18 protein-coding genes and 2 pseudogenes are annotated in these 21,358 nt (G+C 58.4%); 13 read left to right on the top strand and 7 right to left on the bottom strand.

Annotated features, from left to right (window positions below):
- The first annotated feature begins 1 nt into the window (after position 1).
- The gene (locus tag AD949_RS10065) at positions 2-1,114 is read left to right on the top strand and encodes a glycerophosphodiester phosphodiesterase (protein WP_048835539.1); all 1,113 of its coding nucleotides are present in this window, start codon (positions 2-4) and stop codon (positions 1,112-1,114) included.
- A 17-nt stretch (positions 1,115-1,131) separates the two neighbouring features.
- Here the strand turns inward: AD949_RS10065 and cobU are convergent, their stop codons facing one another.
- Complete coding sequence (cobU, locus tag AD949_RS10060) at positions 1,132-1,764, bottom strand: bifunctional adenosylcobinamide kinase/adenosylcobinamide-phosphate guanylyltransferase (RefSeq protein WP_082064656.1); 633 nt, start codon at positions 1,762-1,764, stop codon at positions 1,132-1,134.
- A gap of 62 nt (positions 1,765-1,826) precedes the next feature.
- On the opposite strand from cobU, the gene cobT reads away from it, so the two are divergent.
- The 6 genes from cobT to AD949_RS10030 all read left to right on the top strand — a co-directional run bounded on the left by cobT (position 1,827) and on the right by AD949_RS10030 (position 6,978).
- Complete coding sequence (gene cobT, locus AD949_RS10055; protein WP_048835540.1) at positions 1,827-2,918, top strand: nicotinate-nucleotide--dimethylbenzimidazole phosphoribosyltransferase; 1,092 nt, start codon at positions 1,827-1,829, stop codon at positions 2,916-2,918.
- The gene (locus AD949_RS10050; RefSeq protein WP_141325370.1) at positions 2,915-3,835 is read left to right on the top strand and encodes an adenosylcobinamide-GDP ribazoletransferase; all 921 of its coding nucleotides are present in this window, start codon (positions 2,915-2,917) and stop codon (positions 3,833-3,835) included. Before cobT ends, AD949_RS10050 begins: the two co-directional genes overlap by 4 nt.
- Before the next feature lie 255 nt (positions 3,836-4,090).
- Positions 4,091-4,315, top strand: a complete 225-nt coding sequence (locus AD949_RS10045) for a CbtB domain-containing protein (RefSeq protein WP_048835625.1) — start codon at positions 4,091-4,093, stop codon at positions 4,313-4,315.
- Between the two features lie 21 nt (positions 4,316-4,336).
- Positions 4,337-5,056, top strand: coding sequence for a CbtA family protein (locus tag AD949_RS10040; protein ID WP_048835626.1), 720 nt, complete (start codon positions 4,337-4,339; stop codon positions 5,054-5,056).
- Between the two features lie 121 nt (positions 5,057-5,177).
- Positions 5,178-6,665 carry a glucosyltransferase domain-containing protein gene (locus AD949_RS10035; protein ID WP_048835542.1) on the top strand — a complete coding sequence of 496 codons (1,488 nt, stop codon included), beginning with the start codon at positions 5,178-5,180 and terminating at the stop codon, positions 6,663-6,665.
- Between the two features lie 109 nt (positions 6,666-6,774).
- On the top strand, positions 6,775-6,978 hold the full coding sequence (locus tag AD949_RS10030; RefSeq protein ID WP_048835543.1) for a hypothetical protein: 204 nt from the start codon (positions 6,775-6,777) through the stop codon (positions 6,976-6,978).
- Between the two features lie 57 nt (positions 6,979-7,035).
- Here the strand turns inward: AD949_RS10030 and AD949_RS10025 are convergent, their stop codons facing one another.
- Positions 7,036-7,680 carry a histidine phosphatase family protein gene (locus AD949_RS10025; protein WP_048835544.1) on the bottom strand — a complete coding sequence of 215 codons (645 nt, stop codon included), beginning with the start codon at positions 7,678-7,680 and terminating at the stop codon, positions 7,036-7,038.
- Positions 7,677-8,810: a threonine-phosphate decarboxylase CobD gene (cobD, locus tag AD949_RS10020; protein WP_371277362.1), complete on the bottom strand. Its 1,134-nt coding sequence runs from the start codon at positions 8,808-8,810 to the stop codon at positions 7,677-7,679. The genes AD949_RS10025 and cobD overlap by 4 nt, the downstream gene beginning before the upstream one ends.
- Positions 8,811-8,997: 187 nt before the next feature.
- On the opposite strand from cobD, the gene cbiB reads away from it, so the two are divergent.
- From cbiB to AD949_RS09990, 6 genes are all read left to right on the top strand, one after another.
- Entirely contained in the window at positions 8,998-9,984 is a 987-nt protein-coding gene (gene cbiB, locus AD949_RS10015; RefSeq protein WP_048835545.1) for an adenosylcobinamide-phosphate synthase CbiB, read from the top strand.
- Entirely contained in the window at positions 9,981-10,619 is a 639-nt protein-coding gene (gene bluB, locus AD949_RS10010; protein ID WP_048835546.1) for a 5,6-dimethylbenzimidazole synthase, read from the top strand. Before cbiB ends, bluB begins: the two co-directional genes overlap by 4 nt.
- A gap of 423 nt (positions 10,620-11,042) precedes the next feature.
- Positions 11,043-12,959 carry a hypothetical protein gene (locus tag AD949_RS10005; protein WP_048835547.1) on the top strand — a complete coding sequence of 639 codons (1,917 nt, stop codon included), beginning with the start codon at positions 11,043-11,045 and terminating at the stop codon, positions 12,957-12,959.
- Positions 12,960-12,999: 40 nt separating this feature from the next.
- Complete coding sequence (locus AD949_RS10000; protein ID WP_048835548.1) at positions 13,000-14,691, top strand: alpha-keto acid decarboxylase family protein; 1,692 nt, start codon at positions 13,000-13,002, stop codon at positions 14,689-14,691.
- Between the two features lie 69 nt (positions 14,692-14,760).
- Positions 14,761-16,047 carry an MFS transporter gene (locus AD949_RS09995; protein WP_244463327.1) on the top strand — a complete coding sequence of 429 codons (1,287 nt, stop codon included), beginning with the start codon at positions 14,761-14,763 and terminating at the stop codon, positions 16,045-16,047.
- 368 nt (positions 16,048-16,415) lie between these two features.
- On the top strand, positions 16,416-17,234 hold the full coding sequence (locus AD949_RS09990; protein ID WP_048835549.1) for a mechanosensitive ion channel family protein: 819 nt from the start codon (positions 16,416-16,418) through the stop codon (positions 17,232-17,234).
- A 344-nt stretch (positions 17,235-17,578) separates the two neighbouring features.
- Here AD949_RS09990 and AD949_RS09985 read toward each other — a convergent pair whose 3' ends face one another.
- The 4 genes and pseudogenes from AD949_RS09985 to AD949_RS09970 form a co-directional block, all read right to left on the bottom strand.
- On the bottom strand, positions 17,579-19,243 hold the full coding sequence (locus AD949_RS09985; protein WP_048835550.1) for a cobyric acid synthase: 1,665 nt from the start codon (positions 19,241-19,243) through the stop codon (positions 17,579-17,581).
- A gap of 14 nt (positions 19,244-19,257) precedes the next feature.
- The gene (gene cobO, locus AD949_RS09980) at positions 19,258-19,884 is read right to left on the bottom strand and encodes a cob(I)yrinic acid a,c-diamide adenosyltransferase (protein WP_048835551.1); all 627 of its coding nucleotides are present in this window, start codon (positions 19,882-19,884) and stop codon (positions 19,258-19,260) included.
- Positions 19,885-20,030: 146 nt separating this feature from the next.
- Positions 20,031-20,588: pseudogene (locus AD949_RS09975) on the bottom strand (histidine phosphatase family protein); the annotation flags it as partial.
- A 10-nt stretch (positions 20,589-20,598) separates the two neighbouring features.
- Positions 20,599-21,358, bottom strand: a pseudogene (locus tag AD949_RS09970) (hypothetical protein); the annotation flags it as partial.

Genomic DNA, 21,358 nt, shown 5'->3' with positions numbered 1-21,358 from the left:
GATGCAGCATTTTTCTCGCCGTTCCGTTCTGGTTGCCTCCTGCGCCGCCGCATTCTGCGGCGGGGTACGGCGGGCGGATGCGGCTCCTTCCATCGCGCCACGTCCGCTGGTGTTCGCACACCGGGGGGCGTCTGCCCAGCGGCCGGAACACACGCTGGCCTCCTACGCCAAAGCCATTGCGGATGGCGCGGATTTTATCGAGCCTGATCTGGTCATGACCAAAGATGGCGTGATGATCTGCCGCCATGAAACCAATATTGCCGAGACAACAGACGTGGCGCAGCGGCCGGAATTTGCCAGCCGCAAGCGCACTGCAACCATTGATGGCAGAACAGCCACCGGCTGGTTTACGACCGACTTTACCCTCGCGGAATTAAAAACTCTGCGAGCCAAAGAACGTCTGGCCAGCCTGCGTGTGCATAATACCCGCTACGACGGGCATTTTGACATTCCGACCTTTGAGGAAATGATTGATTTTGTGGCGGCGGAATCCGCCACACGTGGCCGGATTCTGGGACTTATTCCTGAAATCAAACATTCCACGCATTTCCACGCGCTGGGGTTTGACCCGGAAGCCCTGTTCCTCCGCACCATTGCAGCCCATGAATACACCCGCACCGCACCGCTGGAAGTACAGTCCTTCGAGACCGGAAACCTTCAGCGCATTGGTGCGGATGTCCGCGCCATCAACCCGCAGGCGCGGCTGATGCTGTTGCTGGGTGAACGCACGGACGTCCCACCGGATCTAGCCGCCAAAGGGGACAAAACCACCTTTGGGGACCTGATGACCCCGGCGGGCCTGAAATCCGTGCGGCGTTATGCGGATGTTATCGGCCCTTCCCTGACCGATCTGATCCCGCGCGATGCACAGGGGGGGTGGCTTGAGCCGACGTCTCTGGTGACGGATGCCCATGCGGCTGGCCTGCTGGTGCATGCCTATACCTGCCGCCCGGAAAACTATTTCCTGCCGCGCCAGCTCCGCAATGGCGATGCACTTACGGCCCGCAACGTGCCCGGCTCTGTTGCGGAAATCCGCCGGTATCTTGATATGGGGCTGGACGGATTTTTTACGGATGATCCGGCGATTGGCCGTATAGCCGTCGACCAGATCTGAACCTATGCGCCGCCGCCTCAACCCGGTGGCGGCGCCTTTAAAACAAGCGGCAGACCTGCTGCAATAAACAGGACCTTCCCCACCTGTGCGGCCAGACGCTGGTGGAGAAAGCCTGCCTCATCCCGAAACTGTCTGGCGAGTTTGTGTTCCGGCACGATCCCCAGACCGACCTCGTTCCCCACCAGAACGGTGGGAGCACGACGCTCCGCCAACGCGGCAAGAAGCCCCTGTGTCGCCTCCGGAATGCTGCGTTCTTCCAGTAACAGATTGGTCAGCCACAATGTCAGACAGTCCAGTAGCAGCGGACGGGTGGCATGCGTACGCAGAACATCGGCCACCGCGAAAGGTTCTTCCACCGTCTGCCAGCCTTCCGCGCGACTGGTGCGATGGTGGGTGATACGCTCCTGCATTTCCGCATCAAACGCGCGGCCCGTAGCTAGATAGATCCACGGAGAAGGCAGGGCCATTATCAAAGCTTCCGCATGGCGGCTCTTGCCGGACCGGGCACCGCCCAACACCAGCGTTGTGCCGGGTAGACCTGCGGAAAAATCTGCCCCTTCCCCCCCCGGCACAGCCAAAGACGGAAGGGCAGAAGACGGCTGTTCCTCAGCCGGACGAGCGGCGTCTGCCTTGAGCGTGACGGTGTTCATGCGCTATCCGCTTTCCTGCTGCCATGTCAGTATGGCGCTTATAACAGCATATATTGCGGGTCATGCCACCAACCTCTCTCCCTTCATCCTCTGGTTCTTTCTCGTCACTCGCGGCCCTGCGGGCGGCCTGTCTTGCGCTGCCGGAGCCAGATACCGCCGTGCAACAGCAAATTGCCCTGCGCGAGGCTGAGTTGACCAAACCAGCGGGCAGTCTGGGGCGACTGGAAGACCTGACACAATGGCTGGGCAGATGGCAGAAGCGGGCGTTGCCTCGGCTTGAGCAGGTGCAGGTTCTAATTTTTGCGGGCAATCATGGTGTGGTTCAGCAAGGGGTCTCACCTTGGCCTCAGACTGTGACCGCTCAGATGGTGCAGAACTTTGAACAAGGGGGTGCTGCAATCAACCAGTTAGCCACCGTGGCAGGGGCGATTTTGCGCGTGGTACCCGTACAGCACCTCACCGCAACAGCAGATTTCACGATGGCTCCGGCCATGACGGAAGAGGCTTTTCTGGAAGCTGTGCAGACGGGATTTAACGCCGTGCCGCGCAAGTGTGACCTGCTGTGTGTGGGAGAGATGGGCATTGGCAACACCACAGCGGCCGCAGCCTTGGCGGCAGGACTGTTCGGCGGGAGCGGTTCGGAATGGGCTGGGCGCGGCACCGGGCTGGATGCCTCCGGCGTGGCACACAAAGCACGGGTGATTGACGCTGCTCTGGCGCACCACAAAGCAGACATGACAACAAATGGGACACCACCTCAGTTTGATGCCCTTGAGGTTGCGCGCAGACTGGGCGGATATGAACTTGCCGCCTTACTGGGGGCAACACTGGCTGCGCGACATTTTGGTATTCCGGTGCTGCTAGATGGGTTTGTCTGCACGGCGGCGGTGGCACCGCTCGCGCGCCTCATGGCTGGAGCACAGCGAGCGTCGGCATCTGGTGGGCTGGACCATACCCGCCTCTCCCATTGTTCTGCGGAAGCAGGCCATGCACGACTGGCGGCACAGCTTGAACTAGCCCCATTGCTAGACCTTGGCCTGCGGCTGGGGGAAGCCTCCGGAGCGGCGCTGGCGGTACCGCTGCTGCGGGCGGCTGTTGCGTGCCATGCAGGGATGGCAACTTTTGCGCAGGCAGCAGTATCAGGCCGCGCATGAGCATGTCCGGTCCGGCTGAATCCTTTAGTGCACGACTTCGGCTGGATATGGCCTGCGGACTGAGTTTATTGACCCAACTGCCCACTGGTTGGCTCCTTTCTCCCGCTCAACGGGTGAGCACCGCGCCTTGGCCAATGGGGCGCTCTATCTGGTGCTGGCCGCTGATTGGCGCTGTAATCGGCGCTCTCATTGGCGCAATCTTCTGCCTCCTCCGGCTAGGGCATGTAGCCCCGTTGCCTGCGGCGGGATTGGCGCTGGCTGTCCAATGTGTGCTGACAGGCGGCCTGCATGAAGATGGGTTGGCTGATCTGGCAGATGGCTGCGGTGGGCCTTCGCGGGAGCGTCGGCTTGAAATCATGCGGGATAGCCGGATTGGCAGTTACGGTGTGCTGGCCCTCAGCCTGAGCCTGCTGGTGCGTGCTTCATCTCTAGCGGCCCTTCCGGCTGGCATGGTTCTGCTGGCATTGGTCGTGTCCGGCTGTCTGGCGCGGGCAGCGTTACTGGTTCTGCCTGCCTTCCTGACCCCTGCCCGTCCAGACGGTCTGGCCCGCTCACTCAGCCCGCTGCCGCGCACACCGTTCTGGCTGGGGTTGATTTTGGCCGGGGCAAGTGTTGGGGCGTTGGCGTGGCTATGGGCAGACGGTCCATGCGTCATGTCTCTCTGGAACAGCATCCAGCCCTCTGGGAAAATTTTGTCGCTCTCCCGCCAAATATGGCCTCACGCAAGCGGATTTTATGATGCGCGCCTGATGGTGCTGCACATCGGGCTTCTGTCTGTTGCCGCCACGCTTGCAGCCTGCGGGCTGGTGACGGTTGCAGCCCGGCGGTTGCTGGGCGGTTATACTGGCGATGTGCTGGGAGCCGTGGCCGTTCTGACCGAGTGCTTTGTTCTGGCAAGTTTCACGACGCTGCTGTGAAGAATTCCGGGCGAAAAATACCTCGCCGGGGAGTGGCACTGCTGCGGGACCTGACCAGCACCAAGGCCGAACGGGCGACTGAATAAATTGACAGTCCGGCAGGCCACCGCCACACTATGGCACAGTAAGGAGAAGCCGGTGCAAGTCCGGCACGGTCGCGCCACTGTAATCCGCGTTCTGAACGTGGGAAGTCAGACCTCCAGCCACCTGTTTTCCTCCACCGCGGAACGCGTTTTTACCAGCGGAGCCTGTTTGATGATGCACCCTTCCTCCCCCCGCGCACGCGCCATTGCGGCCCCTGCCCCCGTGGCCATTCCGGTTGGCGCGTTGCTGCCATGGGCCGTTTTCGGCCTGCTGGTATCCGTGCTGATGCTGTATTTTGTCGGGGCTGAACAAGGCGCTATCTCCCTGATTTCTGGCCATGAGGTGCATGAGTTTGTGCATGATGGCCGCCATCTGCTGGGCTTTCCCTGCCACTGAACCGCAGGGTTTTTTCTAATGATTGCTGGACGTTTGCTGGCACGCGGCATGATTGCCGGGTGCCTTGCGGCTGCACTTGCCTTTGCATTTGCCCGTATTTTTGGGGAACCGCAGGTTGCGCTAGCCATTGCTTTTGAGGCCGCCCGGAGTGCGGCGGAAGGGATTACACCGGAACCGGAGCTCGTCAGCCGGTCCGTGCAGGCCAGCTACGGTCTGGCTACAGCCACACTGCTTTATGGCGTGGGCTTTGGCGGGCTGTTTGCTCTGGTATTTTCCTTTGCGTATGGGCGGTTGTCCATCTCATCCCCCCGTGTGCTGGCGCTTCTGCTGGCGGTTGCTGGTTTTGTGACCGTTGTGCTGGTACCTGACCTGAAATATCCGCCCAACCCGCCCGCTGTGGGTAATCCGGCCTCACTGGCGTTGCGGACGGAAACCTATTTCGTCATGATTGCCCTTTCCATCTGTGTGGCCGCCATTGCCTGCCTGATTGGTCAAAAAGCGGCCCAGATGCGCGATAGCTGGACCGGCTGGCTGTGTGGCGGAGCAGTGTTTATCCTGCTCGTCGCACTGGTGCAGTTTGGTCTGCCGGATGTGAATGAGGTACCGGATGGATTTCCGGCTGTGGTGCTCTGGCGCTTTCGAGAAGCCGCCCTTGGCATGCAATGTGTGTTATGGGGCAGCATGGGGCTGATTTTCGGGGCACTCGCCACGCCCCTTCTGGCAACACGCGCCCGCAGTTAAGGGCTTTTTTCCATCCCGACCGCAGAAGAGGGCTGCCACCCTCTTCCTGCTCTTTCTGAACAACTCACGATGCGATAACAAATAGCGGCACCCTACGGACCAGAGGAGCCGCGTGACTGGTATGGACCAGAGTTGGCCTAAACTACATACCAGACATGTCTGGTTGCTTTTCATTTTAAGCTGCCTGTTTGCTCTCCCCATTTTTCTGGCCAACGCGCCATATATGGATGACAATGCCCGCGCTTTGTATGGCTACACATGGAGCCACAGCGGACGAATTTTCTCGACAGCCCTGATGAACGCGCTGAGTTTGCGCACGCATAATATTCCCGATCTTGCCCCGCTGGGGCAGATTTTGGGTTTACTCGCACTTTCAGGAAGCGGCGCCTTGCTGGCCGCACGGTTGCTGCGCGGTCGCAGAATGGATGATCTGTCCGTCTGCCTGTGTGCTCTGCCTCTTGCGGTCCAACCTTTTTTTCTCGAAAATCTGTCTTATAAATTCGACGCATTGCCCATGCTTATGGCCCAGACCTGCGCTGTTCTGGCCGCACTTGTGCCGGAAGGCTGGTCTGGCCGACGGAATTTTGCCACCTGCTCGGCTTTCCTGTTTGCCCTCCTATGTTTTTATCAGCCAGCGCTCAACACGTTTCTAGCACTCTCCGTCCTGCTGTTTATGAGTGACACACAACAGGCGCAGGATAAGGCGGCATGGCGCGGCATGGGCTTGCGGGTCGGCGCACTGGGTGTAGCCTATGCGGCATATCACGTACTCATTGTCCGGCATTTTGTAGGTGGCTCTTACGCCGCACCTCGTAGTGAAACCATGAGCCTGCACAACATGCTCCATGGTTTACTGTGGGATAATGTGCAGCAGGCGTTTTTCCTTCTGGCATCTCTCCTGCATGGCGGTCCGGGACTTATCCTGTGCGCCTTCTATGTGCTTGGAGCGTTCTGTGTCTGGTCGGACGTGCTGCCCGCCATGCGGCGGAGAGGGATAATAGCAAAACTGAATGGAGTGGTGCTGGTGAGTGTGCCGTTCCTGCTTTTGCTGCTTGTGCCGGGCATTGTGCTGATTCTAGTCAACACGGTTCTTTCGCCCCGCATTTTCATGGCTTTTTCGGGCTGCGTCATTCTGGCCAATCTGTTTTTCATTCAGACCGCTGTAGGCCAGAGGTTCCGCTGGCTGGCTATTATTCCGCTCCTCTATTTCTATGTGGTTTCCTTCAGCTTTGGAAACACAATGACGGCGCAAGAGCAGTTCCAGAGAGCACAGGCGGAACGGCTGGCAAACCAGTTGGATGATGCCGGTTTCCAGAAAGGGGATGATCTGTTTGTTTATGGCACGGAGGCACAGGCTCCCATTGTGCAAAACGCCATTGCAGGCATGCCCTATCTTGCAGAGCTTCTGCCACGCCAGCAGATAAGTGACGATGCCCTGTTTGGCTATGCCCGCCTCCGGCAGGTGGGTGTCGACAGTCGCGAACACACCCCTGAAGAATGGGAGGCTGCCCGCTCCCTGCTGAAACCCGCCAACCTTGTGCATGAAACACCAAAATTTGCCGTATATCGGGACGGAACCAAGTTTGCGTTGCGCCTTACGGGAGCATGAGAGCCGTTGACACAGCGGAAGACAAATCTTCTTGCGCCGTGAGAACGGATATGCCAGCTTTTTTATTACGGTTTGTTAGTGAGTCGTTTGCCGGCAGAGGATCTGGAAAATGCATACACGGTGCAAAGCAAAAGCTGTTGAACACACGCCCTTGAAAACCCTGTTTTTTATCCCCCTCGCTCCGATGCTGCTACTCCTTGTTGTCAACCTGCCAATTGCAGACTTTGAAAGAGGGCTGCTGGAAGGCGGGCTCGTTGGAACGCAGTTGCTGCTGGTCCTGTCTCTCTACCGCGCTAAAACCCGTAAAAAATAACAGCGTTCATCCAGCGTCCGCAGAACGCAGCACTCCGACGCAACCCTGACGCCTCTTTTACGGCGCACCCAGCATCCGCACACGCCCCAGACCAGCATGATGGGTGAACAAGCTTCTGGTCTGGGGCGCAATGTCCAGTCGGGCAGCCATCTCCGGGCTGCCGTGCAGAATATGGGTCGCGATCGCACGCACCACGGCGGGCCGGGTGATAAGCAGTAGCGTGAGCGTGTGCGGTAATAAGGTTCCTTCTGCAGCCGGCTGGGCCTGAGCTTCTCCCTCCTCGGGGCGTATCAAAAGGGCAAGCCATAGGGCGACCCGCTCCTGAAACTGACGCTGACTCTCTCCTTCGGGGGGTGCAAAATCCATATCCTGTAGCAATGCGCTGAGTGCTTCGGAGGGCAGATCACGCAAGGCCTGCCCATGCCATGTGCCGTAATCACGATCCTTTAGGGCCGTGGTGCGTGTGATGGGCACTGCGGAATCACTGGGCAAACCTACCGCTTTGCAATCCTCCGCCAGAATAATGTGTGTAAAACGTAGCGGTGTGCGCAAAGGCGGAAAAGAGAATGCCTCCGCTTCGGCTGGAATGTGGGCTATGCTCTGGGTCTCACGGGGTGGAATACGGCCCTGTGTGATAGCGTCTGGCAGACTGGTTGTGAGGCAGACAAGCCGGATAGTCCGATAAGCCAAATGAACTGTCATGGTGCGCCACCTGCGTGTAAAGCAGTCCATGCCTGCAAAGCCGTTTCCAACCGGGCCCATGCCGCTTCTGACGCAGGCAGGCCGACCCGCAGACGCCCCGGTTGCTCTGCAAAAATACGGGTCACGAGGCCGTATGTGCAGAAATGCTGCCAGAGTGCTGGCGCCAGCTGATGCAGCACCAATGTAAACAAGCTGACTTGCCCGGTGTGCGGTAAGCCCGCCGCATCCAGAAGGGTTGTCAGGCGAGTATGGGCCGCGCGGGCCTGCGCTCGGGCGGTATGCAGCCACGCGGTGTCTCGTAACGCCTGCCGTCCGGCAGCCAGAGCGAGACTCCCCACCGACCAAGAGCCAAGGAGCGCGCGCGCCTGTGCTGCCCGCTCCGGGTTGGCAAGCAAAAACCCCAGACGCACACCCGGCAGGCCATAGGTTTTGCCAAATGAGCGTAACACGCCCAGCGCGGGATGCGGCAGCAGGGGCGCGATGCTCTCCTGTTCAAAATCCGCGAAGGCTTCATCCACAACCAGAAAACTGCCGTGTTCCGCGCAACGATCGGCCAGCCTATGCATCCACTCAGATGCAATCAGTCGCCCATCTGGATTATTCGGATTACAGACCACGCAGACGGTGCCGGGCTGCTCGGCCGCGTGTTCCAGCGCGCTTGGGTCCGTCACCTGCTGCACTGGCACCCCCTGTAAATACCATGCCTGTGCATGGCCCGAATAGGTTGGCCCCAGCAGGCACACGCGCTGCGCGGGCAGCAAGCGTGGCAAGAGAGCGATCAGGCTCTGACTCCCCGCCCCGGCCACCACCATGTCGGGATGTGTCAGGCCGTAAGCAAAGGCGGCGGCGGCTTGAAGGTCGGCCTCTTCCTCCTCCTCCGGCAGACGGGCCAGCACTGACACTTCCGGCATACGAAGAGGATAAGGATAGGGGCTGATGCCGGTGGAAAGATCATAATATGGTTGGGGCGCTGTCGGAAAATGTACCATGACGGCACGCACCTGTCCGCCATGAGAAGGAAGAGGGACACGCTCCAGCGGCAGGTTTGACGGCAAGACGGGCAGCGTAACGGGCGATGGGGCTGATAAAGGCGCAGACACGGAAGGCTGCAAAGCCGCAGCATCCGCCAAACCAGAAGATGACAATTCTGGAAACTTGGGCGGCACTACGCAGGTAGTCATGGCCGCAAGCGGGGCTTGCGTGGTAGTCTGCGGGCTGGCTTGTGGGCTTCGGGCCTGCCTCTTGGTCTGCTTCCTGCCCTGCGTACTTCCGGTCGGGTCTATTCCGGCCTGCCCGCTTAGTGAGTCTGCTGCCCGCATGATGTTCCCTCTCTCCGTCACCTTTCCCGTAGCAGCCCTTGCCGCCTTACTGGAAGCCGCCTGTGGGTATCCGCCTGCCCTGCTGGCTGCCATTGGGCACCCGGTGATGTGGATTGGCGCGCTAATAGAGAAGCTGGACACAGCACTCAACCGCCCGGAATTTTCCGAGCAGAAACGCCGCTGGATGGGTGTGCTGGCGCTGACGCTGATTGTGGGCGTACCGCTTTGGATAACCGGAGCAATCCTTGGTCTGGGCTATCAGATTCTACCCGCTCCTCTCATGCTAGGGGTGCAGGCCGTGGCAACCTGTACGCTGGTCGCGCAAAAATCCTTGTGGGAGCATGTGCGCGCTGTGGGTATTGCTCTGCGGCAGAATGGGCTGGCCGGTGGGCGGCTGGCCGTGGCGCAAATTGTCGGGCGAGACACTGCCACGCTGGATGAAGCGGGCATTGTGCGAGCAGCACTGGAAAGTCTGGCCGAAAACTTCTCAGATGGCATTGTGGCCCCCCTGCTATGGGCTGCCATATTCGGTCTGCCGGGAGCAGTGTTCTACAAGGCCGTCAATACGGCAGACAGCATGATTGGCCACCTCGCCCCACGCCACGCCGCCTTTGGTTGGGCCGCCGCAAAGCTGGATGATGCGGTCAACCTCCCTGCCTCCCGCCTTGCGGCATTCTGTCTCATTCTAGCGGCCCCGGCAGAGCGCCGGACTGCTGCGCGTGAGGCTGTGCGGCGGGATGCGCCGCGCCATCGCTCGCCCAATGCGGGCTGGCCAGAAGCGGCAATGGCCGGAGTCCTGCGCCTACGGCTGGCCGGTCCACGCCTCTATAAAGATGTGCGGGTGGACGATGCGTGGATGGGCGATGGTACGCCAGACGCAACGGTGGAAGATCTGGACAAGGGGCTGGTGCTATACCGGCGTGCCTGCCTTATTCTGAGAGGAGGCTTGCTGATAGGCGCGCTTCTCTTCATGATCACAGCATGACAGCCCCGCTCTTTTCCCCTTCTTTTCGTGCCTCTCTGGACCAGCTTTTTACATGGCGGAGGGATGTGCGGCATTTCCGCACGGAACCCGTGCCGGAGGCCTTACTGTTACGCCTTCTGGAAACCGCCTGTCTGGCACCCTCTGTCGGGCTGAGCGAGCCTTGGCGCTTTGTCCGTGTGGACAGCCCGGTTCGCAGAACAGCCATCCGAGAAAATTTTTCCCGCTGTAATGCGGAGGCCCTGACCGGCCATAGCGGAGACAACGCCCAGCGTTACGCCACACTCAAGCTGGCCGGGCTGGATGATGCCCCCCATCAGATTGCCGTGTTCTGTGATACCAACCCCGCGCAGGGGCGCGGGCTGGGGCGCGGCACCATGCCGGAAACAACCGTATGGTCCGCCGTTATGGCCATTCACACCTTCTGGCTGGCGGCCACGGCGGAGGGGGTCGGGTTAGGGTGGGTTTCCATTCTGGACCCCGCAGAGGCCAGCCGCACACTCTGCATGCCGCCAGACTGGCAGTTTCTGGCCTATCTGTGCGTCGGTTATCCAGCAGAGCAAGCCGACACGCCCGAACTGGAACGACGTGGATGGGAACAGCGCAACCCGGCCCGCAGGCAGTGGATTAACCGCTGAAATTTCTACATGCGGCCGGGATTTTTTAAGAGTGTGCCGCGTAATGCCCCAGCATGGCAAAAAATATGCGAGTCTTTGCAGGGAGTGTGCCCTGCGAGAGCATGACAGATTTTTGACGTTTTATGAATATTCTCTATCAATTCAAAGCTTTTCGTGCGTTTGAAAATGACTCTAAAAACACATTGATCCGCTCTTAAATTTCCTCTTTCCTTCGTTTTCAAAGCGTCACAAGACACTAAAGTTTATTTTAAGGTTTTTTGGTATATACTCAGTTTTTATAAATCATATCGTGCAAAATAATTTCTGCTATTTTTGATATAATTAACACTCTGTAATATTGATATGAATCATTGAGACTTCTACTCGTTCCACAGAAAACAATCCTATCTATAATAAAGTTTGATAATTTTCTGAGGATTGAGTGTGAAACCGCCTGTGCCCCGGGGTTCTAGCGACACCAGAAAGAGGGATACCCGGCTTCTGCTTGGTACTGCGCTTGCCTGTGTTCTGAGCGACCCCTCGCTGGCGCATGCGGATGATGCACAGGAACTCGCCGCCATTAAAGAACAGATGCGTAAACTGGCCGCGCAGGTAGAGGCAATTGAACACCGGCAGGCATTAAAACACCCGCAAAAGGGACATCAGGTTGCGGCGGCGCGGTCTGGTGCCGCATCCCATGTTCCTAATGCCACAAAATTGGCCGCCACAGGCAACCATTCAACGGCAAGCGCACAGAATACCTATCCAGAGGCACCTTACGGCTTGCAAACAAATGGCCCAGCGGACCCCGGTATTCTCTTCTCCGGTGGTGCGCAGCCTGTTGAGGTCGGTCCTACTCAGCACGCGCCTGTTAATAGCGGGTCAGGCTTTGCCGGGTTCCGCTGGATGCCACAGCAGCCGCAGAACGGCTCTGCCCGGTCAAGCATTGACCTCAGTTCCTCCAGCCCCTCTTCCATCACCCAGACAGATGTGGATCGCCTGCCCCCGATTTTCAGCATCGGCGGCATTTCCGTAAAGCTTGGTGGTTTTGTAGAGTTCTCCAACATCTGGCGCAGTTCCAATATGACCAGCGGCCCCGCCACGGCATGGAACAACTTCCCTTACGCCAACAGCCCCAATCATGGATTGAGCGAGGAGCGTATGTCCGCCCAGCTCAGCCGGATGTCTGTGCTGATGGAGGCTAACCCTTCCAAAGCCGTGCGGTTGCAAGCTTATGTGGAAAGCGATTTTGCTGGCGCTGCCGGCACCAGTAACAGTGTGCAGATTAGCGGTTACACACCGCGCATGCGGCAGGGGTATTTTACCTTCACCCAGAAAGACTGGGGGCTCCATATCCTGATGGGGCAGGCATGGAGCCTGTCCACCAATTACGCCAAAGGTCTGCTCCCACGGCAGGAACAACTCCCTGCGGTTACGGATAACAACCAGATTCCGGGTGTGACCTTTACCCGTGTGCCGCAAATTCGCATCGGGAAAGATTGGCACGAAAAATACTGGCTTGGCCTCTCAGTGGAAGACCCACAGGCAACCGTCGCTTTTTCTTCCCCGCTCTCTTCCGGCAGCACCCTGCCTGCGGCGTACGGAGAAAAAACAGGCGCACGCATTTATTATTCCAACAGCGGCGGTGTGTTGCTGAATCCGGGTGCGCAATACACCTACAACCCCGCACCAGACGTTATCCTGAAAGGGGCGGTGGATACGTCCTTCGGGCATTATGAAGTGTTCGGCATGGCGCGCTGGTTCCGCTCCCTTGCCGTAGAACCGGGCATGACCACTACCAAAAAGCACACGACGTTTGGTGGCGGCGTTGGCGCGGGCATGACAACACCGCTGGGGACCAAAAAACTCCAGATGGCAGGCAATATTCTGGCAGGGGAAGGCATTGGCCGCTACGGGCCGAGCCTGATTCCCGACACAACACCCAATGCCCGCGGGGTGCTTTCCCCCGTGCCGGAACTGATGGGCTCACTCGGCCTTATCGGCCACCCCTCCCAGTCCGTGCTGCTCTACACCTACGGGGGTATCGAGACAGCCGGACGCAAGCGCTACATGGGGGCTGATGGCGCCCAGTATGGCTACGGGGTGAATGACCTTAATCTGGGCGGATGCGACGTGGAATTCGGCAGTTGTAACGCCCAGACCCGCACGCTGGCCTCCCTGACCGCCGGTGGCTGGTGGCACTTTGTTGAAGGCCGCTACGGCAGCGTGATGGGCGGCCTGCAATATACCTATATCCGGAAGTTTGCCTTCAGAGGCAATGACGGTCACGACAACAGTGTCTACCCGACAACATCGGGCAACACGGTTTACGTCACCTTCCGATATTTGCCGTTCCAATAATCTGGAATTGCAAAATACTCGCCAAAGGAGAGAGAACTCGATGTCTTATACAGTTGGCACTTATCTTGCTGAGCGTCTTGCCCAGATTGGTCTGAAGCATCATTTTGCAGTGGCAGGGGATTATAACCTTGTTCTGCTCGACCAGCTTCTGATGAATAAAGACTGTGAGCAGGTTTACTGCTGTAACGAGCTGAACTGCGGCTTCTCTGCCGAAGGCTATGCCCGCGCAAACGGTGCGGGCGCTGCGGTTGTGACCTTTAGCGTTGGCGCACTGTCCGCCCTGAACGCCATTGGCGGCGCTTATGCGGAAAACCTGCCGGTTATCCTGATTTCCGGTGCACCGAACTCCAATGACCATGGTAGCGGGCACATCCTGCACCATACCATTGGCACGACGGATTATTCCTACCAGCTCCAGATTGCTGAAAAGCTGACCTGCGCTGCCGTTTCCATCACATCCGCTGAGGATGCGCCGGAAAAAATTGATCACGCCATCCGCACCGCTCTGCGTGAGAAAAAACCGGCTTATATTGAAATTGCCTGCAACGTGTCCGCACAACCCTGTGCCGCACCCGGCCCCATCAGTGCTGTTGTGGATGCTCCGGCTTCCGACAAGGACACGCTGGATGCAGCCGTAAAAGCTGTTGCGGAGTTCATTGAAAAGCACGAAAAGCCCGCCATTCTGGTCGGCAGCCGCCTGCGCGCTGCTGGCGCGGAAGAAGCTGCTGTCAAACTGGCTGACGCTCTGGGCTGTGTTGTGGCGACCATGGCTGCTGCCAAAAGCTTCTTCCCGGAAGATCACCCCGCTTATGTGGGCACCTATTGGGGCAGCGCCTCCACACCGGGTGTGAATGAAATCTTCAACTGGACGGACAGCATCATTGCGCTGGCTCCCATTTTTAACGACTACTCCACCGAAGGCTGGACAGCTTGGCCCAAAGGCCCGAACGTCGCTGTTCTGGACAAGAATATCTCTAAAGTTGCTGGTTATTCCTTTGATAATATCCATCTGAAGGAACTGCTGGAAGGTCTGGCAACCTATTTCCAGAACAAGCCTAAAAAAGACTCCACGCTGGTTCAGTATAAGCGCGTCCACACCGAAAGAACGGTGGAAACCACCGGCAGCGGTGATGACGTTCTGACCCGCGCGGACATCCAGCAGACGTTGCAGAGCCTTGTAACATCAGACACGACCATTCTGGGTGAAACCGGGGATAGCTGGTTTAACGTCATGCGGACAAATCTGCCACATGGTGCCCGCGTGGAACTGGAAATGCAGTGGGGCCATATTGGCTGGTCCGTTCCGGCAGCCTTTGGTTACGCCGTGGGTGCTCCGGAACGCCGCACCATTCTGATGGTAGGTGATGGTTCCTTCCAGCTCACCGCGCAGGAAGTGGCGCAGATGATCCGCCGCAAACTGCCGGTTATCATCTTCCTGATCAACAACGCTGGGTACACCATCGAAGTTGAAATTCATGATGGTCCGTACAACAACATCAAAAACTGGGATTACGCCAACATCATCAACACCTTTAACGCTGAAGATGGCAAAGGCATTGGCTTGCGCGCAAAAACAGCGGGGGAACTGGCTGATGCGGTAAAGGTCGCGCTGGACAACAAGGAAGGCCCGACCCTGATCGAATGCGTGATTCCGCGTGATGACTGCACGTCCGAGCTGATTTCATGGGGCCGCCATGTGGCCACAGCAAACGGCCGTCCGCCTGCAAAATAAGTCAACCTGCATGGCTACGCCCCTCTAAAGAAGGGGTGTAGCCGGCACTTTTTTGAAAAGCGATTTTCAATGTCGGCTTCCAACAGACCCAGCGCGGCCCCGCAGTCGCAAAGCGCGTCGGCAGGCCAGCCGCAAAAAATACAGCCACTTTATGTGCTGGCGTGGTTTCTTTGCGCCCTGTTCTATTTCTACCAGTATGCCATCCGCTCTGCCCCCGGCATTATGCAGGATGAACTGACGCAGGCTTGGGGCAACAGCCATCTCGGCCTGATGATTGCCTCTTACTACATTGTTTATGCGCTGGCGGCACTCGCCGTGGGTGTTCTGCTGGACCGTTACGGCGCACATGCCACCATGCCGGTGGGTATTGCCATTACCAGTGTTGGCTGCCTGATTTTTGCACAAGGGAGTGTGGCCGCTGGGCTCGGCGGGTATGTCATTCAGGCGTTGGGAGCCATCTGCGCTTTTGTGGGCTCCTCCTACGTTGCCGCGCGGTATCTGCCTGCCCGTACGCTGGCGCTGTTTGTGGGGCTGACCCAGTGCCTTGGTATGGCCGGGGCTGCTTTTGGCTCCAAACCGACCCGTATTCTGATTGACCCTGCCGGTTCCTTCCACCTGCCGTGGCAGACCGTGTGGCTGGGCTTTGGTGTGATTGGTGTGACACTGGCCATCGCCACATGGTTTGTCATGCCGCGGGATTCCGGAGATAGCGCGGCGCACCATGGACACCTCTCTGCTGAAAACCTGCTAAAACCCTTCAAGATCATTTTTGGAAACCCGCAAAGCTGGTATGCCGGGATTATTGGTGGCCTGCTGTTTGTGCCAACAACCATTGGCGCACTGGGCTGGGGCGCATCCATGCTCAACAAGGGTGAGCATGTCTCCATGGCGTTCGCTGCGTCCGACGTTTCCATGGTGCCGATTGGCTGGGTGATTGGCTGCCCGTTGTTGGGCTGGATTTCCGACAAGATCGGCCGCCGCAAACCAGTGCTGATTGGCGGCGCGGTTGTGCTGCTGGCCGCTTCTCTCTGCGCACTGTATGTGCCGGTGGGTGTCATGCCGCGTTATTCTGTCGCACTGGTGATGGGCATTGCGTCTGGTGCCGCGATGATCCCGTTTTCTTCCATGAAGGAAGTCAACCCGCCGGAAGTCAAAGGGACAGCCGCAGGTGTGATGAACTTCCTTGTGTTTGGCACGACGGGTATTCTCTCCCCCATGGTATCTGCCCTGATGGGTGGCGGCGGTGACACAATGACCGTCTTCCACCGGGCCTTCCTCCCGCTGGTCATTGGCATTGTCGTGGCCATCCTTCTGTCCTTCCGCCTGCGTGAGACAGGCTGGGCTGTGCAGAAATAATTTTCTGCTCATCTGATTTAAAAAAGGCGTGTCCTGCCAAAGGCCGCGCCTTTTTTATTGAACTGGACGAAAAAACAGAGTGGCCTCAATAAACGCTTCGTGACTGGTCGCATCATTTTGACCGTTACGAAACTGGCTATCTGTCCAGTGTATAAACAAAGGTCAGACTAACTCAGGTCTTCCTGAAGCCTATCACTTTAGTCGTTAAAAAAACGAAACCCGACTTTCTCGAAGTCTTGGGCGCGCCAGCCGGTCTCTCCAGAAAAACTATCCCCATATCTCGCCTTGAAATTACCCAGAATACATAGGACTAAGAAGGGAAGTGCGCCAAGGCACGCGCGTTATGAACAAATCATTCAGGAACGATTATGGAACATCAGGTTAATTCATTGTGGCTTCAGCTTAACACTTGGCTCCCGACAGTATTAAGTTACACGGGGCAGGTTGTGCTCGCGCTTATTGTGCTGCTGGTTGGCTGGAAAATTATCAACATGGTCACCCACGCCATGGGCCGTATGATGATGGCAAGCCATATTGAACCGACATTGCAGGGCTTTCTGCTGAGTGTTGCGGGCCTGTTGATGAAGGCACTGCTGCTGATCAGCGTAGCCTCCATGGTCGGAATTGCCACGACGTCTTTCGTGGCCGTGCTAGGTGCTGCGGGTCTGGCCGTGGGCATGGCGTTGCAGGGAAGCCTTGCCAACTTTGCCGGTGGCGTTCTGATCCTGCTGTTCCGCCCCTTCAAGGTGGGTGATTCCATTGTGGCTGGTGGCAGCGCGGGCACCGTGGAATCCATCGAGATGTTCCGCACCATTCTGCGGGATGCAAAAAATGAGATGGTTTATGTGCCCAATGGCACACTTTCCAACAACATTGTGGTGAATAGTTCTCAGTCTACCCAGCTTCAGACCTCTGTCACGCTGCTGATTGATTATAATGATGATCTTGATAAAGCCCGTGCCCTACTGCTCAGCACGGTTGAAAATGATGCGCTGGTTCTGAAAACTCCGGCTCCGTCTGTTGGCTTCCTACCGCAGCCAGCTAATATTGCCGTTACACTCAGCTTCTGGTGTGCGCCTGCCAATGTCACACCGCTGACTGGGCAATATTCAGAAGTGGCGATTCAGGTTCTGAAGCGTGAAGGCTATCGTCTGGGCACAAACACCCGCGCAGCGTCAGCACCCTGAAACCCGGAGACAGACACGCCTGAAACCTGCATACGGGCGGACAGGCGTGTTACCCGTTATCCTCTGAAATGCGACCTCTCTCCACGAGAGGTCGCATTTTTTTATGCTCTGGCCGCGTCATTGCATCTCGCCATTGCCTGACGAAAAACCTCTGTGTGGCGCAAATTGTTGTAACAAGATCGCTTTTTCCAGATACATCAGCCTTGAGCACTACGACAACAGTTCAGAACTGACGACACGCAAGATGACGACTGGCAGGAGATTGATACTGCACGAGCGGTCTTACAGCCGCGATACTGTGGCATAGGGCAAAAAAGCACCATATTCCGACAGGCAAAGATTTGTCAGACTGACCTTGGAGATTTTTGAAACAGCCTCTTATAGTCGGGCACGGTTGCAAGGGAGAGTAGCACATCCAGATTAATATGGGCTTCCAGATGGTCGGCAAGCCTGTCAAGCGCCTGCTCCACGTGTGTATCATGATGCTCGGGCAGACTAGCCTGATACCAGACGCCGCCGGGCCGAAACGCCGCCCCGCCAGCGCGGGCCAACAGGGCCATGCGGGCCGCACGATGCCCGAAAATACCGTGCAGATACGTGCCATAAACCTGACCCGAGGTGGAACCCGCGCCCTCTCCGACCCCGTTCAGAACCAGCAGCGGGCGGCTGCGGTCATGGCCGGTGGTGTGGCCTGTATGGATTTCATAGCCAGAAACTGGAAGGTCCGTGCCTGCAAGTGTGCCGGAGATGTCCTGAAGGTGCTTCGTCGCGCTCAGCACGGTCTCCACGGCTAGCAGACCGAGGCCGGGGGCAGTGCCGGATGGCCCTTCCGTGCCGTGCGGATCCGCAACGCTCTGACCCAGCATCTGATAGCCTCCGCATATCCCCATCACATGCCCGCCGTGGGCGACATGCACCCTTATGGCGTCCGCCCAACCTTCTGCCCGGAGGGTTGCGAGGTCCGTCAGTGTGGCTTTGGAGCCGGGAAGCAGGACAAGATCACACTCCGGCAGACGTTCTCCGCACGGCACGGGAAGGATCAGCACACCCGGCTCTGAACAGAGCGGGTCCAGATCGTCAAAATTTGCAATCATTGGTAGGAGTGGCACAGCGATGCGCAAGGGGCTTTCTGGCCTCTTACCCCCGTTATGCACAGGACTGTACACAGGCGTTGCGTTGGAAGAGGCTGTGTAAGGCTCTTCTGCGTTCCCAACTGAGGAAACCACGCAGCGGGCTGCGGCTGGACTGGGTGCGGAACGCGCAACCGGACGCGCTGCACTGGCTGCTTTCAGATTGGTCAGCAGGTCGGCGGCGTCTTCCGCAGGAAGTGTGCGGACAGATGGGAGGTCCGGCACCAGACCGAGAGCCGCCCAGCCAGTGCGCTGCGCGATAAAATCCATTCCATCATGAAACAGGGAGAGATCACCACGCATTTTATTGACAATAAAACCTTTTATACGGGCAGAATCCTCCGGGGGCAGCACAACCTGTGTGCCAACCAGACTGGCAATAACTCCACCGCGATCAATATCGCCTACCAGAACAACTGGTGCGTTGACAGCTTCCGCAAAGCCCATATTGGCGATGTCCCGCGCGCGGAGATTGACTTCAGACGCTGAGCCAGCCCCCTCCACCAGAACAATATCCGCCTGTGCCGCCAGATTTTGAAAACTTTCGACCACAACGGGGAGAAGCGTGTCCTTGCGATTCTGATAATCCCGTGCACCTAAGCTGCTGCGCACCTGCCCGCGCACAACAAGCTGTGCGCCAGTCTCGCCTTGAGGCTTGAGCAGAACCGGATTCATATCCACAGTAGGGCGCACACCACAGGCCCGGGCCTGAAGCGCCTGTGCGCGGCCTATTTCTCCGCCATCTGCGGTAACAGCCGCATTATTGGACATATTTTGCGGCTTAAAAGGCCGCACGCGCAGGCCGCGCCGGGTAAAAGCCCGCGCCAGACCCGCAACCAGAGTTGATTTGCCGACACTTGAGCCTGTTCCCTGCACCATGAGAACACGTGCGCTCAAAACTCCACGCCCTGCTGCGCCCGCACACCATCCCGAAAATGATGTTTGACCAGAGCCATTTCCGTGACCAGATCCGCCGCCTCAATCAACTCCGGTTTGGCGTTTCGGCCTGTCACCACCACATGCTGGCCGGGCGGGCGCGCTGTAAAAGCCGCCAGCACGTCGGACAACGGCAGATAATCATATCGCAGAGCAATATTCAATTCATCCAGCACCACAAGCGCAACATCCGGGCGGGAAAGCGCCTCTTTCGCTACGGCCCATGCCTGCTGGCAAGCGGCGATGTCCCGTGCGCGGTCCTGTGTTTCCCATGTAAAGCCCTCGCCCAGAGCGTGGAACGCCACAAGGTCTCCAAACCGTTCCAGCGCGCGCCGTTCACCCGTGTCCCACGCGCCTTTAATAAACTGCACCACCACCACGCGGCGGCCGTAACCCACTGTGCGCAAAGCTAGACCGAAGGCAGCGGTCGATTTACCCTTACCCGGCCCGGTATGAACCATCAGCAGGCCCTTTTCGATCTGCTTGCCAGCCACTTCCTGATCCTGCACGGCTTTGCGCTTCTGCATTTTCTCGCGATGGCGAGCGGCTTCACTTTCTGGAGAGGGTGGCACGGCAGACGTCATGAGAGGGCTGATCCTGTATCGGGTTTTGCAAATGCACTGCTGGCTTCAGCCTGTGTCAGGCGAGCCTCATGCGTCGTTGTCCAGAGCGGTACAATGCCGGACTGAACTTTGGCCACAGGCTCGGCACCATCCGGTACTTCGGGCAGGAGGCCCGTGGACGCATTGACCATAAACAATCTGGCAAAGCCCTGCGGCATGGATGGAGCCAGCAAAGCGGGTGGCGTGCCAGCCGCTAGCGCGCTCAGTACCCGCAGCGGACCACCGTGGGAGAGCACACAGACCGGTGTGCGTTCCTGCTGCACATCCTGCCAGAACGCCAGAACACGACGGCACAATGCACGACCACTCTCCCCACCCGGTGGCACAAAGCCTTCCGGGTCTGCTGCCCATGCATCCAGCAGGCCACGGTCAATCTCGTGCCATGGCTGGCCTTCCCATTCCCCAAAATCCATTTCCGCCAGCCGCGCATCAACCCGCAACTCCATCCCTGCGGAGGCGGCAAGTTTGCGGGCCATCTGCTGGCATCGTGCGGCGGGAGACGTATAGAGCACCCGGCAGACCGCACCCTGCGCCAGAACGGCCAGCCCGGACGTCACCCCTTCCCACCCCGGACGCAGGGCGACATCCTGCCGCCCATAACACACACCGTCCGGCACCATAACGGGTGCGTGGCGCACTAACAAAACAGGGAAAGACTGCGCCATGTTTCTCTCCTCAGGCAGACCCGCTACGAGACATGGGGGAATGTGGGGGCGGGGCCGAAGCACCACAAGCCAGCACATGGAAAAATGAACCGGACACAATCCCGCGACGTCCACCGCACGGGCCAAGGTCCATACCATCCCCTGCCCGCAAATGCGCCAGCGGAGCGTCCACCCCGGCGTCCAGCACCGTTGCGTAATGAAATTCATGCCCGCGCAGAATGGTGCCAGCCTGCCCAAGCACGGACGGGCCCAGTAGCGTGGCCTCCCGGTAGCCCAGATTCAGCTTCCGCTTTGCGAAGGACGTGGCATGGCCCAGCAGACCAGCCATTCGGTGCCGGGTGCCCTGAGCATCCTCCAGCGCCTCACCCAGCACCATAAAGCCCCCGCATTCCCCGTGTACAGGCCGGGTTTTGGCAAACGCGGCGAGACCATGCCGAAACTGCTCTGCGGCGGCCAGCCTGCCAGCATGCAGTTCTGGATACCCTCCGGGTAGCCAGCAGACATCACAGGATGGATCAGGCGCTTCATCCGCCAGCGGAGAAAACGGCACCAGTTCCGCCCCGGCCTGTCGCCAGAACAAAGCCAGATGGCCGTATAGAAATGAGAAGGCGGCATCATCCGCCAGTGCAATCCGCTGGCCCGGCGGCGGAACAGCGCCCAGTGGGAGCAATGTTGCTGAGGGCTGACTGCGCAAAGTCCGCGAAGGCTGCGGCACTGTATCTGGCACAAGCAGGGCTGGCGCATGAGTGGCGGGCAGGGCTGTGGAGACC

Source organism: Acetobacter orleanensis, from assembly GCF_001581005.1.
Classification (GTDB): Bacteria; Pseudomonadota; Alphaproteobacteria; order Acetobacterales; family Acetobacteraceae; genus Acetobacter; species Acetobacter orleanensis.
Note: the sequence above shows the minus strand (reverse complement) of the source record. Positions and strands in the feature narration are given on the sequence as shown.

Coding starts and splice junctions, on each gene's coding strand:
- AD949_RS10065 (WP_048835539.1), top strand. CDS start 2: ATGCAGCATTTTTCTCGCCGTTCCGTTCTGGTTGCCTCCTGCGCCGCC.
- cobU (WP_082064656.1), bottom strand. CDS start 1,764: ATGAACACCGTCACGCTCAAGGCAGACGCCGCTCGTCCGGCTGAGGAA.
- cobT (WP_048835540.1), top strand. CDS start 1,827: ATGCCACCAACCTCTCTCCCTTCATCCTCTGGTTCTTTCTCGTCACTC.
- AD949_RS10050 (WP_141325370.1), top strand. CDS start 2,915: ATGAGCATGTCCGGTCCGGCTGAATCCTTTAGTGCACGACTTCGGCTG.
- AD949_RS10045 (WP_048835625.1), top strand. CDS start 4,091: ATGATGCACCCTTCCTCCCCCCGCGCACGCGCCATTGCGGCCCCTGCC.
- AD949_RS10035 (WP_048835542.1), top strand. CDS start 5,178: ATGGACCAGAGTTGGCCTAAACTACATACCAGACATGTCTGGTTGCTT.
- AD949_RS10030 (WP_048835543.1), top strand. CDS start 6,775: ATGCATACACGGTGCAAAGCAAAAGCTGTTGAACACACGCCCTTGAAA.
- AD949_RS10025 (WP_048835544.1), bottom strand. CDS start 7,680: ATGACAGTTCATTTGGCTTATCGGACTATCCGGCTTGTCTGCCTCACA.
- cbiB (WP_048835545.1), top strand. CDS start 8,998: ATGATGTTCCCTCTCTCCGTCACCTTTCCCGTAGCAGCCCTTGCCGCC.
- bluB (WP_048835546.1), top strand. CDS start 9,981: ATGACAGCCCCGCTCTTTTCCCCTTCTTTTCGTGCCTCTCTGGACCAG.
- AD949_RS10000 (WP_048835548.1), top strand. CDS start 13,000: ATGTCTTATACAGTTGGCACTTATCTTGCTGAGCGTCTTGCCCAGATT.
- AD949_RS09995 (WP_244463327.1), top strand. CDS start 14,761: ATGTCGGCTTCCAACAGACCCAGCGCGGCCCCGCAGTCGCAAAGCGCG.
- AD949_RS09990 (WP_048835549.1), top strand. CDS start 16,416: ATGGAACATCAGGTTAATTCATTGTGGCTTCAGCTTAACACTTGGCTC.
- AD949_RS09985 (WP_048835550.1), bottom strand. CDS start 19,243: ATGGTGCAGGGAACAGGCTCAAGTGTCGGCAAATCAACTCTGGTTGCG.
- cobO (WP_048835551.1), bottom strand. CDS start 19,884: ATGACGTCTGCCGTGCCACCCTCTCCAGAAAGTGAAGCCGCTCGCCAT.